We start from the raw sequence: 17,371 nt of genomic DNA, 5'->3' as shown, positions 1-17,371 counted from the left end.
AAAAAATCTGACTTCTAACGAGCTATTTTTACGGAAGATATTATAATATTACACCTATATAATCGTGTCGTAGACGTGATTTGGAAGGGTTTAGAGGCATTTTAGGCTGTTTTTATGCTCTTTGCGTGGCATTCAGTCGCCATTTGGCTAGTATTTTAATAAAAAGCGGAAGACCTACTACATCACCCACCGCATTCCGCTTTTTACTAAAATAGTTTACCGTCTGAGTAAGAACGATTGATCTTGAAGCTGAAGTGCGCAACTGCTGTTGCGGCTGACCTTCAGCTTCAAGATTAATCATAGCCATCTGGCGATTGAAGATAACTGCGTGTACGCAGAACAAGGCGAGAGCCTAGCGGAGAGGAGCAACCGACACACAAAAAGGAGTGTAACGGTTTTGTGTGCCAGACGATTTTTATGTTTTCAGCTTTATCAGATATTAACTTCAACATAAATAATCGGCTAGGTTGCGACCAAGCGGCGTAGCCCATGAAGTAGCGGTTTTGCTTAATTTAGTATTCAGCGATAGCGTTCTTTATCGTTTTTAAGCAAAAAAGTAGCTACGGGTGAGAGAGGAACAGAGCAAGGCTATTTGTTTGTAGTGTAAACTGACGACCGAAGATGAGGAAGTTGGAACGGTATGGAGCAAGTGCTTTTTCTGCACTTGTGGAATAACAAAAAATAGCTTGTGGCGTGACGAAGGAACACCTTATAACAGCTTATGGGCAAAGCATTTTTCTTGCTGCGCCCATAATAATATTTCGACTGTAAGGAGACACTTGGTTATTATACTACTCGTAAGATAAAAGCAAGATTTGTGATAACCAATAAATACTATCTTCATGGTTTTTTTCTGATGCACTTAACTCATGTATCGCTACGGCTAAGGAACTTTGTAAATAACTTAATTCTTCTTTGTCGGTAATGATAAGTTCTATTTTCATAAGGATGGATTTTGTAGTTTAATGTATTGGATGGAACTTGTCTATAGCTTCATGCAGACTCTCTAAATTATCTTGTTTGTAAGATTCTGTAGAGTTAATATGCCTATGTCCTGCCATTTGTTGTACTTTCCTGATATTGTATTGTCCTAACCAGTTTACAATAACACTTGCTCTGATATGAGTATTGTTAGTGACCTTTTGATTATAGGTTTTTAGCTTTTTTAAGATCGGGTGTAAAATGGTATTGAACTGTGGAGTATTTAGAGGGAACAGCTTTTCATCATTTGTACCTATGTGATCTTGCAGGATAGGTCGTATTTCTTCTATATATTCTTTGAGTTCTATAATCTGCCAGGGTTTTAAGGCTAACTTTCTCCATGCATTACGTCGAGTACTTGGGATATAGATAGTTCCTTTGCGTAAGTCTACATGCTCAACTTCTAACGATTTAAAGTTATTGCTTAATACTCCTTGGTAGACCAATAATCCTACTACCATTTTATTACGTTTTGCAGTGGCTTTGTAATAAAAATTACCCTTCCATATCTTATCGGTTTCATAACTGTAAAACAGGTCTTCGAGTTCATCACTAGTAAGCAAGTTGTGGAAGACCTTTTTACGTTCTCCTCTTACTTTAAGATCATCTGCAATATTATCTGTTCGATACCCTTGTTCTATCAGATAGGTACAATAATGTTTGATTGCCCAAATATGTCTATTGATGGTTTGGGGTTGATTCGTAGTTTTTAGGTGGTTGATATAGTTAAGTACTTGTTTGTAGGTTAGATTTTCTGGTTTGGTACGTTTTGATCTGCACCACTGTTTCAGTTTATTAATATTGTAAAGGTTGGTTTTTATGGTTTGCTCACTATGCTGTAATTCTTCTAAATAGGTATAATAATCTTTCATAATAATTCGAGTAAATGTGTGTATATCTGTGTTGATTTTAAAGAACTATGCCCCAAGAACTGTTGTATGTCTTCTATACGCATACCTTGTTGCAATAGATGGGTTGCAATACTATGCCTAAGACAATGTGGAGTAATATGTTTTTCCTTTAGGGTTTGATCATCTACAAGGGTTAATAAATGCTGTAACCTTCTGCTCATACCCTGACCGTGCATACGGTTACCATATTTATTGATAAGTAAAGCTTCTGTACCATGACTACCGTTATACATGGGGCGTGCTTCGTAGATATAATCTTCTAAGATTCGTAAGTTGTGTTTGTTGATGGGTACGTAACGTTCTTTATAGTTTTTACCTTGTCTAACAAACACACGTCCTGCATCAAAAAGGATATCACCAATATCAAGGCTAACGGCTTCTTTTCTGCGTAAACCACAACTGTATAATATAACAAGGATTGCTCTATCTCTTAATCGGGTACGCTGATACTTACTACTGTAACTGGTCACTTCAAAGAGTTGTTTGACCTCTGACTGGGTAAGGATATCTTTTATGGCACTTTCTTTCTTTTCTAAGCGAAGATGTATTTTAAAGGTTCTGGCTCCATGTTTTTTTAGGTATTCCCTGAACTTTCTAAGGGCATTTTGATGTTTGTTCAGATAGGCTTTGCTTAGTCCTCCACTTGTACGTTGGTTACTGCGTTCTCCTAAATATTTATAATAGGCTTTTACAGTATCGATAGTAATTTGTTCTAAACGTTGGATATCATGGTTTTCTAACCAATAGAAGAACTCCTGTATAAAGATGGGAGTGTAATACACTGCTTTTTCATTATAGCCTAAGATATCTAACCAGTCCTTAAAATCAGACAATAGTATCTTATAGCTATCGTTTTGTAGCTTTAATTTTTTCATACGGTATGTGTTTTTTAAGGTTTAGTGGCGAGAAGTAGTTAATTAACTAGCTTTCTTTGTTTTAACCTCGCCATTTAGGGTGTGGCGACTTGGTGGCGACTTGGTGGCGAACTGGCGGTATCGAGTCGATGCAGACAAGTATTTAATGCATTGTCTATTTGGGTTTTAAGGTTTGTATATTCATTGATATCTATAATCTCAAAACAGTAGCTTTTGGTCTTAGCTTTCTTTACCCGTTTGATATAGCCTTCTTCCAGTAATTGTGTATTGTATCTGCGTAGGGTGGTTTCTTTTACCCGTAGGTTTCTTCGGATTTCAGTATTGGTAAACGTAGTTTGAGTATTTTCTTTTAAGTAGGCTTTGAGCCTTTCTAGGTGGTTTCGTACCGCTCCTGTTATGGTATCACTTTTACGTAGTAAAACCTCTTTGATAATTTCGTTGGCTTCTTGTATATCTTCGATGGTAGTTTCTATATATTCTTCGCCCGTTTGCTTATCATATTTACGCTCTCTTTGATACTGGCAATAAAAAGTAACAGCTTCTATAAATTGTAAATAGTGGCTATTGGTTCTTCTAGGTTTAAATACAGATTCGGGAAGCTCTAAGTATTCTGCATATGGATTGATCACTTTGATAGGTTTTAAGATTCGTTGTACATCTCGTAAAAACCTAGCTGCGATAAACTCCTCTTGTTTATTTACTCGTCCCGCCGACTCGGCGCGCTGGTAGTGCATGATCTTTTTATCCTGCTCACTAGATTCATCGATATAGAGCAGGAAACTCCTGTTGCTGTTGTCCTCATAAATAGATTCCTGAGTAGTACATCCTGCAACAGATACAGGACCTTCTACAGTAAGGTGTATAGTTTTGGTTGTTCCTTTTTTGTCTTTATGAACTACTGTTTTGGTAATCCTCTTTTTAGATTGTAACTCCCGTAATGGGTAGAGTACACTTTCTGCTCCGTCCAGATCCTCGATTAAGATTAACTTGTGTTGTAATTCTGTTCTATTAAAATAGTAAAAGGCATTTGCCGATAATACTGTGATTTCTACTTTATCTTCATCAGGGATTAATTCTGCTACTTTAGATTGCAGGTGTGTTTTGCCAACTCCCGAACTACCAAGACTGATACAATGTAATGGATTTGATGTTTTACGGCTCGTAAAGATCAGGTACATTAATAATCGGTTAGTTTCTTCACCAATCACACCAGATTTACCGATGAGTTCATTGGTGTTTTTTAGTAAGTCTTTGTTTCGCAAAAAGGTTTCTGCGGCTTGCAGTTCTTTATTAGATAATGATTTAAGTACAGGAACTTCTTGCTCTTTATTAATCTGATCGATACGGTATTGCTCTAGTGCTGCGGTAAGCTCTTGGAGGCACTGCCTCACTATTGATGTACCTATTTCTATACGTTCTGCCACTTTTCTAACTAATCTCTCTATTGTATTATCATTATATAAATCAATACTATGACGCAACACATTGTGATTTTCTGGTTTCTGTATGCTTAGTGTAACTCGCATACGTTCTAGATTATTAAACTTAATACCTCCTAGAATGTGGATTTCTAACTGTTTTGTGATGTAACTGTAGTTATGTGGGTTGGTGGTGTCTAACATTGTTGAAAAGTTTTTACTAATCGTTTTCGATTACAAACATAGCGAATTTGATTTATTTAACTAATCCTTTTCGATATGTTTTTTACATGTCATAGATATTATTCGCTATATGATTTGTAGATTTGTACAGCATTATAAGTATATATAGTGCTTTTAACTAGTGTTTAGACTATGGATAGTTTTAGTAATAATCTTAAAGAGTTAAGAAGTCAAAAAGGGTTTTCACAAGAAGCTTTTGCCAAAAAGGTAGGAGTACATGTAACGAACCTTTCTAAGTATGAGCGTAATATTTCTATACCTTCTCTAGAAGTTGCCAATAGGATGGCTGATATATTAGAAGTGTCATTAGATCGATTAGTTCATGGAGAGAATAAGGCACAAACAACTATTGACGACCAAGATTTACTAAGTCTTTTTAATAAAGCACAGAACCTTTCTGATAAACAAAAAGAGACCGTAAAAGATTTTCTATCTGCATTTGTACTTAAAGCAGACCTTACTCAAAAACTAGCACAATAAAAAAACAGCCACCTATTTCTAGATGACTGTTTCTTATCATTTATTTTACTCTTACCGTTACGAAGTCAGAGACATTCGTAGAGCATCCGTTTTTATTTAATCACAAAACCTTGTTGTGATTTTGCTAGATTATTATTGTATGCTTTAAATATATTATTGATATAATTAACAATAGTTTGATCCTCTAAATCTTCTTTTTTCTCTAATAATTCTAATACTTTATTTAGAAGTGATTTAAGGTTGTTTATTTCATAGATATCATATTGATTTTTATTTTGTAACAATAAAAAAGTTGGTGTATGACTTATAGAAGCTCCAACAGCATATACACCTATTTCTTCATCAATTTTAAAATCATTATTATTTAAATTGGTGATATAGATGGTTTTAAAATACCTTGTTATATCTTCTGTCTCTTTTAAAACATCCTTAGATATTAAAAATTCAGCAATATCTTTTTTTAAATTATTTGATAAGTTAATATCACTATCCTGAGCATTAGATGTACCACTTAATACAAATAACAAGCAAATCATTTTTACAATATTCTTCATCATTTTAATTCTTTTTATTCTTTTTTAATTGTTGTATTATCTTGACTTGAATTTGCACAGGCTTAGTTTCTGTATTACCATTTGTTCTAGCCGTTTTTTCATTTTCATTTGTAGTATGTTCAATTTCGTGACCAAAAACGGAACCTAAAACCTCACTAAAGTTTAAACCATTTATTGATTCTCCTCCAACTTCGACCGTTTGGTTTTCGGTAGCATCTACAACTGCATCAATAGTTTTTTCAAATAAAACTATTTTTGACTTTAAAACTTTAACATCTCCCGTTTTTAAGTCTTGTTCAACCTCGCTGTTATTTGTTTCTCCAGCAATAACATTGCCAGTTTTCTTATCTGTCTTTATGGGTGAGTCTGAGTCTAACTCAACTTGTATTTGGGCTTCAGAAGTTACTAATTCTTGAAATTGAGCTTCTCCTTCTTCTGTTTGTCTTAGCGATCTCGCTATATTTTTATCGGTATTCGTAGCGTGTTCAGTAAAACCTCCTTTGCCATCATTTAAACTTGGGTCATAAACAAGATTACCATTTTTGTCAACCCAATCCTCTGGTCCCATACCAGTAGGGTCAGTAAATTTCAAAGGACTATTATATGAATAATTATATGGAGACCACTCATAGTAGGCTTCTGCCAATGGATCAATGTTCATCCACCTACCTAATGCAGAATCATAGTTTCTTGCTGAGAAATCTAACCATTCTAGACTAAGTTCTGATTGTTCTTCTTTCCCACCAAAACCATAATTATGATTTCTTCCTCGTAGTATACTATTATATCCAGAATGAGTCATACCGAAAGGATAATAATTCTTCTCTTCTATAATCTCACTTTGAGAGATAGAGCCATTCTTGTCAGCATCTTTATAGGATAACCTAATATTCCCCAGATGGTCTTTAAACTGGTATACATATTTATACCCATCTGCTTCTTTCTCTACATACCCTTCAGGATGGTTAAAGAACTCTAGATTACCATTTTTATAGATGTAATTACCGGCATACTCTGTTGTTAATGAACTTCCTTCTGTTGTGATCTTTTTTAATTTCACTCCAGTGGCATCGTAAATATAGGTAATATTTCCATTATGAGAAGCATTATTTATAGTAACTGTTTTAGGGAGATTTAAATGATTGTAGGTAATCCCTGTAATCCCCTTGTTTTGATCTTTGATCATGTTACCATTTTGGTCATAATCAAAATCTTCATTGGTATTGGTACCATCCTTAAATCCATATCCTTTATTACCGATATCGGTTACTTTTTGTAGCTTATTACCACTGTCATAGGTATAACCCAATACATCCATATAATCATATGTCGTACCACCTTGCCAACCATGTCTGGATAATGAAAGAATATTTCCCATTTTATCATAACTAACTCCTAGTAAACTAAAAGCGCTATCACTACAATCTGCCTTGGTAATCCTATTTAAAGCATCGTACTCATATTTGTAATATCGCTCTACATTATCATTGGCAGTTTTCCACTTTGTTTCTGCAATATTACCATTAAACAGTGCAGTAGCTCCATGTTGCGGGGTATTGTAATTGATCCCAAAAGCAAACAATTTGTTCCCAAGAGCAGTATTAGGATCGTTAATCTTAGTAAGCCAACCTCGTATATTGTATTTGTAATTTACTTCCTGTAGTCCTTCAACTTTACTTGGAGTAATGGTACCAGTAATAACACCTCCAACATTCTTCTTGATTAATTGTCCAAGAGTATCGTAATCATTACTTGTAATACGCTCCCTATCTTGACTATTGATCTTTTGAGTTTGGTGCAACACCCTACCCATATGATCATAAGTAAATGTATCTATCGTTACAATTGCAGCGTTGCTGTTTTTGGTGTGGCTGGTTTTGGTTTCTTTTACCTTACCTACAAAATCAAGCTTGCTCTCTATAATATCAGTAGTGTTGAGATATTCATTTTTACTGGCTACATAAATCGGTCTTGCTTTTTTATCATAATACATAACTGTAGTTGTCCAGTATGAGGTATCTAGTATTTTTACTAAACTTCCGGTTGTCAATGCTTTTGTTTGGTCTGAAACTACTTCACTATAGATAGTATTCGGTTTTGTAAAAGCTTGCTGTGGAGTAGCTCCCAAAAATCCATAATCATCATAGTAAGTAATCGTTAATACTTCACTTGCAAGCGCTTTTGGATAACCATCATCGGTATAGTACATATCTACTCCTCCGATGCTAACTTTAGCCCCTCTTGTTACCCATAGCTTATCTGTATATGCATTTGCTTCGGTTTGTAGTTGTTTGCGATTTTTTCCTGTGATACTGATTTTACCGGTATACGCTACTCTTCCAAAAACATCATATTTGGTTAAGAGCCAGGTATTGTCTGCTTTTAGGTTCGCATCCTGAGTTAAGATCGGTTGATCTAGCTTGTTATATATAATAGATTCCAAACCTTTGCCGGGGATTTTCTTTTCGATCAATCGATTGCGATAATCATATTTATATTGATAACATAATTCGGCAAGCTCAGTATCAGAGATACCATCAGTTGTAGTTACTTTAGGAGGTATTACATAGGTAAGATTCCCAAAATCATCATATACATAATACGTGTCATGTGCCTCGACTACGCTCGGTGCTCCTGTTGCTGAGCTTGTCGAAGCAAAGGTTCTTTTTAAGATCATTCTCCCTAATCTATCGGTATACTCCCTTACAGTATTTAAGTTTCCATTTGTAGGTTTCCAGTTTTCATTTTTGGTAATGGTCACATATAGCTCGTTTTCGAGGTAGCTTGTAGTTCCTTTATGTAATTCAGGTTTTTCAGTACTATTTTCCGTAAAATCCACATAAAAATAAGCAACTTCATTAGCGGTGTTGGTTTGCCAATCAAATTTAACAGTATGATCGGTATCATTTTCAGGATTCACTTTCCATGCTGTACCTGGTGCTCCTTGTTCTAATACCCTGTTAAGTGATGACGTTTCGAATTCACTTTTAGAGTATGCATTGATATCAGCCACATTTACTCCTGTAAAATCATCTTTATAAACAGTTTTATAGTAAGTATTGATATCTTTAGTAATATTGACTGTTTTGTAGCTTCCTATTATGTTACTAGCTTCAAAAGGGAGGTATTGTTTGTCTTGCCTACCTTCTTTATCATACTCTATATGGGTGACAATATCTTTCGCATTTTTTGAAGCTTGAATTGCTCTTTGTTGTTTGGGCCTTCCAAGTTTATCATAATAGGTTACATTCTCAATTACATCTTTAGCATATTGTATGGCAGCAGGTGTAGTCATTGCTTCTTGATATACCTGTGTGAACACATAATTCTCATTAGATAAGGTTGGAGTTTGATACTTAATAAATAAACATCCCTGGCGATCCCCATACTCATCAGGACACTTATCATCAAAGTTAGCTACATATCCTTCAGGCTGATCACATTGTAGTTTGTTAGGAAAATCGACTACTTCATTATTTGCAACAAAAATAAATACTCCCCAGCCATCTCCATCGGTATCTGGATACCAGTATTGAGGGATAATCTCAGGATTATTATCATCACAATCTCCTCCTCGTGCTGCATATCCAGAAGGTTGTGTACAGGATATCTTTGTGTCTGTATCACTACCGTAGGTGTCTTTATCTATATCGCGATACCATTTTTTTGGATGTTTTCTAAAATCAAGATTTTCACAATCTCCGTCTCTGAGTGCATAGTTATAAGGAGCCGGAGGTTTGCACCCTATAAATGTAGTTTGAGATATCAAGATATCTCTAGGTATTTGTCCAGGGTTCTGGGATGAAAACACTGCTGGGATAGGATAATCATATAATGAAAAATCCAATGCAGTAACTGTTAAATTTTTTTGACTCCCCCAACTATCCTTATCAAAATCCAGGTACCACACCGTATTAGGATGTATTGCAGCATTTGTGTCATCACAGTCACTATTATTATTCACATAACCACTAGGGCTAACGCTACTATAAATACTTATTTCAGGATTACCAAAGGTATCACTATCACTATCTTTATAAAAATTACTTGGAGCGATGTTTGTAATCAGATCATTAGTATCATCATAATCATCCTTATTACGAACATACCCAGAGGCTGGTGGTGGAAATGTAAAAAGGCTTATCGGAGGAATTTTGACATATTCATTTGGATTTCCATAACCGTCTCCATCTGCATCTCTATAATCTTTTATATGACTTTCTTTATCATCATCAGGCCCTATAGGTCCTATAGGGCCTATAGGATTTATAGGATCAGAGGGACTACCTGTTGGATGTGCTGGGGAAGGGACTTGAGAATTTGGTGTATTTTGATTATTCTGACTCGCAGGAGATGTTTGCGAATAGCCTGCTAGAGTCATCATCATTATTATTAATACTATATATATTGTTTTCATGTTATTTCTGCTAATAAAAAGATGGTGATTATTGCTGGTTTTTATAATGATATTTGTTTTTAGAGATAAGATGATTATCAGCATCTTTTACAGACTCCAGACGATTTAAGTGATCATAAGTATAATAAGTAGCATATCCCCTTGAGTCTATCGTACTGGTTATACCAATATTTGGATCGTAAGTATATGTGGTGATCTGGCCATTAGGAAAATAATCCCTTAATTTTTGAAGTTCTATCCTTAATGCTTCTTCTTTACAGGATGCCAATCTGCAATTGTCGGTATCTACATCAGAAAGGTTTTGTATTTGTGTAATTAATGTATTGGGGATGCTTGAATATTTTACATTTTCTAACTTAGCAAGAAGTAAACTATTTTTATATCCCCAAATATAACTTATATCTGTTCCTTCTGATTTCCTATAGCTAGTAAGGTTTCCAAAGTTATCATAACTTTTTATTCTGATTCTTGAGTCAAAAGAAGATCCATCTTTGGATGTTTTTATTTCACTCGTTAAAATATTACCAGAAAATTTAGTAAACATTGTTTTTTGCCTAGAGACGAGTTTTGGAGATGTAAAACCGGGCTTATTAAACCATGATTCCTGAAGTATCGGAGTATTAATATTATGAATTTGGATTAATTCCTGATGTAGCGTATTTTGTTCTGCATTAAAAGTATTGGGTGCTATTGAAAATGGGTAAAAATATTGAGTAGTTACTTTTTGGTCAAAACGACCACCGATCTGTTCTGTTTTTTCTATAAAAGGATATTCATTACTGTACCAGTATTTTGTTCGTTCTATTATTCTTTTTGTGTCTAAAATAGATGTTTTTTCATCCAATGATTTTAAATTTCTATGCGTAAATATTTTAGGCTTAAATTCAAAATTATAATCTGCTGCTGAAGATACCTGAACCACTATTTGAGACTTGGGAACTTTTATGGTCTGTATACTGGTTTCAAAAACTTTATATTGATAGTCCATAGATTCTTCTATCAGCACCTCATTTTTATCATTATATGTCTTTGATTTTGTCATCTTACCTAGTAATATATCTCTAGTGTTAAAATGAGGAAAAAAGCCTCCATTATCATAAGCATATTGTATTTCTACCTCGTTTAATCCTCCTATAAGTGGGTAGAAATCAGGTTCTTCTAAAGGATAATCTTTTGGCGAAGTATAGGTTAATTCTTTATACTTATTTTGGTTTTTCTCTATTTCAATTCTAGAATATCCTACAAAAGCACCATTAGTTAATTCTAGATTAGTTCTTGAGGTTAGAAAATATTTCAAAGCAATATTTCCAGATATGATATTGGCTTTTACCTCACTACCTAGACGTATATTATACCCATTATCATAAGCCTGAGCTATTCCATATAATGGAAGATTATTAATGTATCCAGAGGATAGGCCGGTCTCACTTACATATTTATAATTTTTTTGATAGACATCTCCACTTTCGCTTACGATTTTATTTTCTTTAATACGTAATCCCCCTCCAGTGATTTCTTTACCGTCATTTGTGATAAAACTGTTAAGTTCATATACAAATTCTTCGCTGGCACCTGTTGGTTTTTCCATTCTGGTAAGTATTGCTGCCTGACTCATTCCTAGATTAGAACTTAATGAAACACCTCCGGAAGGGGTATAGCTATTTGTATAAATCTTGAATGGAGAAAAAGAAAAACGTTTTTTGTATGGATAAAAATAAATGATAGGAGGAGGCACTAAGGTGGTCTCTTTATTTTTAATAACACTCACTCCATTAAATTCTGAGGGTACTTGCGCATTGGCATACCCTAAGAAATCTATATACGTACTCCCTCTTTCTGGCAACTTAGTCGAATTATAAAAAAAACGATATGGAGGCATTTTGAGACCGTCCCTACCTTCTATAATAACTTGTTCTAGTTTTAATCGCTTACAAGTAGGTTCTGAGCACCCATTATTAGAAACAAAATAGCCCTGTTTTAGGTTTACTTTTTTTATGATTTTCTGATGCATATCTTTGATCACAATTTGGGTTAATGCATTATCACCTGTAAGATCTAATCGTGATTTTCCGTATACAAATTCTACACTTCCAGTTCGATAAACAATACGTTTCAATCTATTAAGTTGAGGGTATTTTTTTTCTGTAGAGAATAGATTATTAACCAAATACGTTTCATTTTTGGTTAAAGAATACTCAGAACTTTTGCTATATTCTGAGGTAGCTATCTGATATTTTTCATAAATAAAATCTACTTTATTACCTTCTGTATCTTGTATCGTACTAAGGTTATAAGCAGATACTTCTTGATTGGTTAATAATACCGATCCAACATCTTGAGTTGGTATAGAGTTTAGCGCATCTCTTTGTACGTATTGTGCAATATCCAAATCCTTAAAAACATATTGCGTTCCGGAGGTATTTGTAATGTCAATTTTATTGACACATACTAATCTTCTTGGAGTGCCTCCATCAAACGTTTGATAGGATAAAGGAAAGTTAGCATTATGAAATTTCGGAAATAAATTAATGACCTCACTTTTACCAATAGTAGTTTCTATACGATATCCTTGTTTTTCTATTTCTTGAATGCTTCGATCCAGGCGGTGAGTAAATTTAGAATTCAAACCAGGGGCGCTAGCAGCAAAAAGATCAGGGTATGTGTCACGTTCTATTTTTGGATTTTCTGCTATATCCGCTACTGCATATATAGTATTAGAGCATGAAGAACTAAAATCAAGATATGTTTGTGTAGAAAAATCTTCACCTTGAAGTAACCAGCCTATATTTTTCAATTTATTATTATTAGCTTCTGGATGACAAAGGTCCTGATATTTTACTAATGTATAACTAGGGTCATTAGTATTATATGGAAATGAGAAGCTAGCTGAAAAGTCTTCCTGTCCTTTAGTAATCTTTACAACTTGTCCTCCTGCTTGTAAAGACCAGTTCTGACCTACATTAGAGCTTATCTGATTGGGTTTAACTCCAGAAGTATTATAATTTATTGATATAGGAACACTAATCTTACCTATTTGTATGGTATAGATGGGGATATTAATATTGGCAACCCCTTGATAGGAATTAATATCGGTTAAATTGACAGTTTGAAAAGTCCCAACACTAGGAGGAACAACTTTGGGAATGAAAGGATCAAATATCGAACTTTTATTTCCTGATTTAACGGGAGAAGATGTTTGTCCAAATAAGCCTATGCAAACATGGCACAAAATGATACCGATAAAAAGTGTTTTTTTCATAAATAATAATTTTGTAATTGATATAATTTTTCATTCATCAAATCAAAGATTTTTTAGGCTTTTGAAATGATGTAATTTGTTTCCCTACTGCAATATTAAATCATCTCAGTTTCATTTTTCGGGACTGAGAAAAAAAATAAAAGTTTTTTTTAAATAAGAAGTGAAGAATGAAGTAGTAGTAAAAGATAAGATGAATTCTAAATCATAAAAAAAATAGAGTAGACCGATTTCTACTCTATTTTAAGAACAAGTATTACTATATTCACTTAGTTTCCTACGATAATACGTGCTGCTAGGTATCCATTATAAAAAGTGGTATTAGCGCGTTTAAACCGTTTCATCACTTTATCAATTTTGCTATTAAGCAAGGTCGAGGTTTGATCAAAAAGATCAGATAGCGTAGCTGTTGCTTGTTTTTGAGCAATACGATATTGTCTGGGCTCACCGTTAAGTACCAAAAAACTATCAAAACTATTTTTTAGGTCTGTGATTTGATCCTGAGTTACTCCATAATCACCAAGAGGTGTTATGTTTTGATCTAATAATGAGATGGTTTCTGTAACTACAGTTACAAAATCCTGATTACGCAGACTATATAGATCAGTAAAACTTTTTGCTGCTTTTTGTTCTAATACTGCATTACTTTCTATAGCAGCATAGGCCTCTAGTGCGTCATTAAGAATATCTCCTTTTTCTGACACAAACCGTTTTTGAGTAGTTTTATTACTACCTAGATATACCCTGGAGGCTTCCTGAGTATCTTTGTTTTCATTGATTTGTACCAATAACTCATCTAACTCGTTTTTAAAAGTTACTAATATGGGTACGCTATTCCATATATTGGTATTGGTATCCATAAAGGTTTGTACTGCTTGGTACATTTCTAATCGATTGATCTGTCTTTGATCCATAAAAATTGGGTTTTAAGTGTATACTAATTTGTATGCTACAATTTATTTGAGCATATGTTCTTAGTATATTTACCAAGTTGGTATTATGTTACCCCTTGATTTTTTATTTTGACAGCATAGCAGGTGATTTTCTATATGTAAATGGTTATTTGTTAAACCTAAATGCATATTTCCTTAATGTAGATGCTTGTTTGTTGAATGTAAGTGTACATTTTTTTGATGTGGATGATCATTTTTTGAATGTAGGGAAATGTTTTTTTAATGTAGAAGAGTATTTGTTGAACGTAAGTGTATATTTTCTTACCGTAGATAGTTGTTTTTTGAATGGAGAACACACTTTTTCAATATTAGTGCATTTTCTTAGTTAAAAAGGTATAAAACAACTTCTGTTACTTTTTTAAATAATACTGTTACCTTCGTAATCCATTAATTCACAATTCATTTGTTTTTACATATTCATCCATACGAACCATTTTTCCCGAAAGGAGCCACAAAACTTATTGTAGGAACATTGCCTCCGCCCAGATTTACTACAAAAGAATTAAAGAAAGGAGATGTCGATTTCTGTTATGGAAGTATAAGCGGTTTGTTATGGCCTGTTTTGAGTAGAATATTTGATTTAGACTTAAAGTTTGAGACCACTCAAAAAGCAATAGATCAAAGAAAGAATTTCTTAATCTCTAGAGGAATAGGAGTTTGTGATATCGTGCATAGTTGCGAACGAGAAAAGATCGATGCATCAGACTTGGGGATGCAAAATAGTATGCTTAGAGATGTGATATCGTATTTGAAACAATATCCCAAAATAAAAACAGTATTATTTACTGGCGGTAATAGTAAAAATGGGCCAGAATATTTTTTTAGAAAACATCTAAAGGAATATGATATGAAATTAGAATTAGTGTCAAACGATATCCCCAGAATACATCGGTTTAGTTTAGGAGAAAGAATAATCAATACAGTTTCTCTTACTGCACCTTCGGGGGCTGCTAATCGATCTATAGGAAGCTTGCAGGAATATAAGGCATTAAAAAAAGCAAACCCTAAATTCAATACTATTGATTTTAGGGTGATGCAGTATCAAAAATATTTTTAAAACTTATTCAGATTCCTCTTCGGTTTTCTTTTTTGTAGTCTTTTTTGCAGCAGGTTTAGCTTTAGGTGTTGCCTCAGTTTTTGTTTTTGCTTCAGTCTTTGTTTTTGCCTCAGCTTTCGGCGTTGCTTCAGTTTTTGGTGCTGGCTCAGTTTTAGCCACTGCTTTAGGTTTTGGGGTTGATTTAGGTTTTTTTGTTTCTACTATAGCGGTTAATTTTTTACGACGTCTTAGTTTTCCATAAGAACCAATACCGATTTTACCACGACGTGTTTTTTTATCTCCTTTACCCATATATTAGATTTTATATTAAATAATTGATTAGGTGTGAATTACTAATGTAAGGATTTAGAAATGAAAAATGAAAAATAATATTTTTTTTAGAGCTGTTTTGTATCAGGTATAAGTCAGAGATAGTATTGTTTTTGATTGAAATGGTTTAACTATTTTCACTTCAATCAAAAAAGGTTAAACGATTTCAGTAAAAAAAACTATTTTCGGTCGAATCAAAAAAGTCAGGATGAATTCATTTCGAAAAATATTGAAACGAAGTTATAGTATTTCGAAAAGAAAGCTTCTTCTTATACTTTATAGCATATTTATTTTTATTCATTTCCTTATTAAGGATAGTGTGTATCCTATTAACATTATATATTATGCATGCCCTGTATTATTTCTACTCATTGGAAATTTAATACTATGCATAGTGTTTTTTAAAATGAAAAAAATATTTTATTCCTTAGTAGGATGCTTATTATGCTTATTTATGTATTGGTTTACTGTTTATTATAAAGTGCAATCGCCACTAGAATTTTCTGACAGTAGTAAGAGTATATTATTTTGGAATATCGCAAGAAAAGGAGAACCAGCAATTAATATTATTATCAAAAAAGTAAAGGAACAAAAACCGTCTTTTATAGCACTAGTAGAAGCCGAAGAGTTGACTGATAAAGATGTAATACGATTTAAAAATACATTTATATCTTATAGTATACAAAAATTGCAAGGAGGGATGGTAATCGCAGTGAAAGGAAAAATAAATGACATTGAGTATCATTGTAAAGACGAGAGTTTTAAATTTAACCATATAACTGTTACTCTTGCCAATCAAAAAAAATCAATACTTATTGCAGACGTTAATGCAGTACCTTTTACATATAGAAAATCGGCATTACATACTATTTATGAATTCACTATAAAAAAAGACCCGTCTTTTATTGTAGGGGATTTTAATACTCCTTATGAAAGTGTACATTTTGGTAATTATAAAAATGAACTGAATAGTTTTCATTCAGTTTCTAAGGGATTTACTGCAACATGGCCTTATGGGATCCCTCTATTTGAAATAGATCAAATCTGGAGTACTAAAAAGATTAAACCGATTTTTCTAAAAAAAGAATATCATAACATATCAGACCATGCACTCTTAATAGGAGTGTATGAATAAATACTGAGATGAACCTGGTAGATAAATTTTTAAAACTCTTATCACTAAGAATTAAAAAAGTACTATCGTTTTTTATATTGATAGTGGCCAATAATTTTATAATCAAACAAACAATCTGCCAATACTTGTCCGCCACCAATATTATGAACTATTAAATATCGCTGTTGATCGCTAGTTTTTTTATTCACGACCAAACCAATATGTGTGAGCCCTCTTCCCAGATTCCAACATACAATATCACCAGGTATATAGTCTTTTGAATCGTTAGTTATTGGTTTTGTTTTTCCAAATCTAGAAAAAAACTTCATTAAATTAGGAACCCTTCTATGGTCAATGTTTTTATCGGTTTTAGACAATCTCCAGTTTTTGGGATATAGTTCAAAATTGGCGTACATATCTTCATGTACTTCTTTTTGTAAATCAATATCTAATATTCTATAGGCCCTAATCACTACATCTGTACATACACCTTTATCACTAGGGACATCACCATTTGGGTAGTCAATAGAGAAATAGGAAGGGTCATATGTTACTTTGTTTTTAGTTAATGCTAAAGCAGCATCAGATAATTGAATTTTAAAATCATTTTGCCCAAAACTAAATTGAACAAAAAGGATGAAAAGAAATAAAGAAAGAATCCGTTTTTTGGGAAGCATAAATTAGAAATTATTAGCATAAAAAAATAATATCACGTAGTATGATATGTTTTATTACAGAAAGATACAAAATCACCAGATATTTTTTATTAAGTCATTGATAATATCTGTACTATAGTAAGGAGA

Annotated in this window: 14 protein-coding genes; 3 read left to right on the top strand and 11 right to left on the bottom strand. The window is 33.3% G+C overall.

The genetic code is table 11. The features are described 5' to 3' along the window. Nucleotides 1–112 precede the first annotated feature (112 nt). The 5 genes from ATE84_RS22010 to ATE84_RS21995 all read right to left on the bottom strand — a co-directional run bounded on the left by ATE84_RS22010 (nucleotide 113) and on the right by ATE84_RS21995 (nucleotide 4,389). Nucleotides 113–301 (bottom strand): hypothetical protein, encoded by a 189-nt coding sequence (locus ATE84_RS22010; protein ID WP_143273594.1) that lies wholly within the window; start codon nucleotides 299–301, stop codon nucleotides 113–115. A gap of 490 nt (nucleotides 302–791) precedes the next feature. Beyond that, nucleotides 792–944, bottom strand: coding sequence for a hypothetical protein (locus ATE84_RS26345; RefSeq protein ID WP_158237205.1), 153 nt, complete (start codon nucleotides 942–944; stop codon nucleotides 792–794). A gap of 18 nt (nucleotides 945–962) precedes the next feature. After that, nucleotides 963–1,853: a tyrosine-type recombinase/integrase gene (locus ATE84_RS22005; protein ID WP_101447343.1), complete on the bottom strand. Its 891-nt coding sequence runs from the start codon at nucleotides 1,851–1,853 to the stop codon at nucleotides 963–965. Next, nucleotides 1,850–2,767, bottom strand: coding sequence for a tyrosine-type recombinase/integrase (locus ATE84_RS22000; RefSeq protein ID WP_101447349.1), 918 nt, complete (start codon nucleotides 2,765–2,767; stop codon nucleotides 1,850–1,852). The genes ATE84_RS22005 and ATE84_RS22000 overlap by 4 nt, the downstream gene beginning before the upstream one ends. 74 nt (nucleotides 2,768–2,841) lie before the next feature. Then, nucleotides 2,842–4,389, bottom strand: a complete 1,548-nt coding sequence (locus tag ATE84_RS21995; protein WP_101447339.1) for a hypothetical protein — start codon at nucleotides 4,387–4,389, stop codon at nucleotides 2,842–2,844. 171 nt (nucleotides 4,390–4,560) lie between these two features. Here ATE84_RS21995 and ATE84_RS21990 point away from each other — a divergent pair, with 171 nt between their 5' ends. Further along, a complete protein-coding gene (locus ATE84_RS21990) occupies nucleotides 4,561–4,908 on the top strand; it encodes a helix-turn-helix domain-containing protein (RefSeq protein ID WP_101447337.1) in 348 nt (115 codons plus the stop codon). Nucleotides 4,909–5,000: 92 nt separating this feature from the next. Here the strand turns inward: ATE84_RS21990 and ATE84_RS21985 are convergent, their stop codons facing one another. From ATE84_RS21985 to ATE84_RS21970, 4 genes are all read right to left on the bottom strand, one after another. Beyond that, the gene (locus ATE84_RS21985; protein ID WP_101447335.1) at nucleotides 5,001–5,465 is read right to left on the bottom strand and encodes a hypothetical protein; all 465 of its coding nucleotides are present in this window, start codon (nucleotides 5,463–5,465) and stop codon (nucleotides 5,001–5,003) included. Nucleotide 5,466: 1 nt separating this feature from the next. Further along, nucleotides 5,467–9,879: a DUF6443 domain-containing protein gene (locus ATE84_RS21980; protein WP_158237316.1), complete on the bottom strand. Its 4,413-nt coding sequence runs from the start codon at nucleotides 9,877–9,879 to the stop codon at nucleotides 5,467–5,469. A gap of 28 nt (nucleotides 9,880–9,907) precedes the next feature. Next, nucleotides 9,908–13,138: an RHS repeat protein gene (locus ATE84_RS21975; RefSeq protein ID WP_101450000.1), complete on the bottom strand. Its 3,231-nt coding sequence runs from the start codon at nucleotides 13,136–13,138 to the stop codon at nucleotides 9,908–9,910. 266 nt (nucleotides 13,139–13,404) lie between these two features. Then, nucleotides 13,405–14,049, bottom strand: a complete 645-nt coding sequence (locus ATE84_RS21970) for a hypothetical protein (RefSeq protein WP_101449999.1) — start codon at nucleotides 14,047–14,049, stop codon at nucleotides 13,405–13,407. Nucleotides 14,050–14,491: 442 nt separating this feature from the next. On the opposite strand from ATE84_RS21970, the gene ATE84_RS21960 reads away from it, so the two are divergent. Continuing rightward, nucleotides 14,492–15,145, top strand: coding sequence for a uracil-DNA glycosylase family protein (locus ATE84_RS21960; RefSeq protein ID WP_101449997.1), 654 nt, complete (start codon nucleotides 14,492–14,494; stop codon nucleotides 15,143–15,145). A 3-nt stretch (nucleotides 15,146–15,148) separates the two neighbouring features. Here ATE84_RS21960 and ATE84_RS26830 read toward each other — a convergent pair whose 3' ends face one another. Then, entirely contained in the window at nucleotides 15,149–15,436 is a 288-nt protein-coding gene (locus tag ATE84_RS26830) for a 30S ribosomal protein THX (protein ID WP_101449996.1), read from the bottom strand. Between the two features lie 424 nt (nucleotides 15,437–15,860). On the opposite strand from ATE84_RS26830, the gene ATE84_RS21950 reads away from it, so the two are divergent. Continuing rightward, nucleotides 15,861–16,589 (top strand): endonuclease/exonuclease/phosphatase family protein, encoded by a 729-nt coding sequence (locus tag ATE84_RS21950; RefSeq protein ID WP_143273685.1) that lies wholly within the window; start codon nucleotides 15,861–15,863, stop codon nucleotides 16,587–16,589. Nucleotides 16,590–16,651: 62 nt separating this feature from the next. Here the strand turns inward: ATE84_RS21950 and ATE84_RS21945 are convergent, their stop codons facing one another. Continuing rightward, the gene (locus ATE84_RS21945) at nucleotides 16,652–17,245 is read right to left on the bottom strand and encodes a DUF1287 domain-containing protein (RefSeq protein ID WP_101449994.1); all 594 of its coding nucleotides are present in this window, start codon (nucleotides 17,243–17,245) and stop codon (nucleotides 16,652–16,654) included. Nucleotides 17,246–17,371 lie beyond the last annotated feature (126 nt).

The organism is Aquimarina sp. MAR_2010_214 (assembly GCF_002846555.1).
GTDB lineage: Bacteria > Bacteroidota > Bacteroidia > Flavobacteriales > Flavobacteriaceae > Aquimarina.
This window is presented reverse-complemented; position numbering and strand designations above follow the sequence as displayed.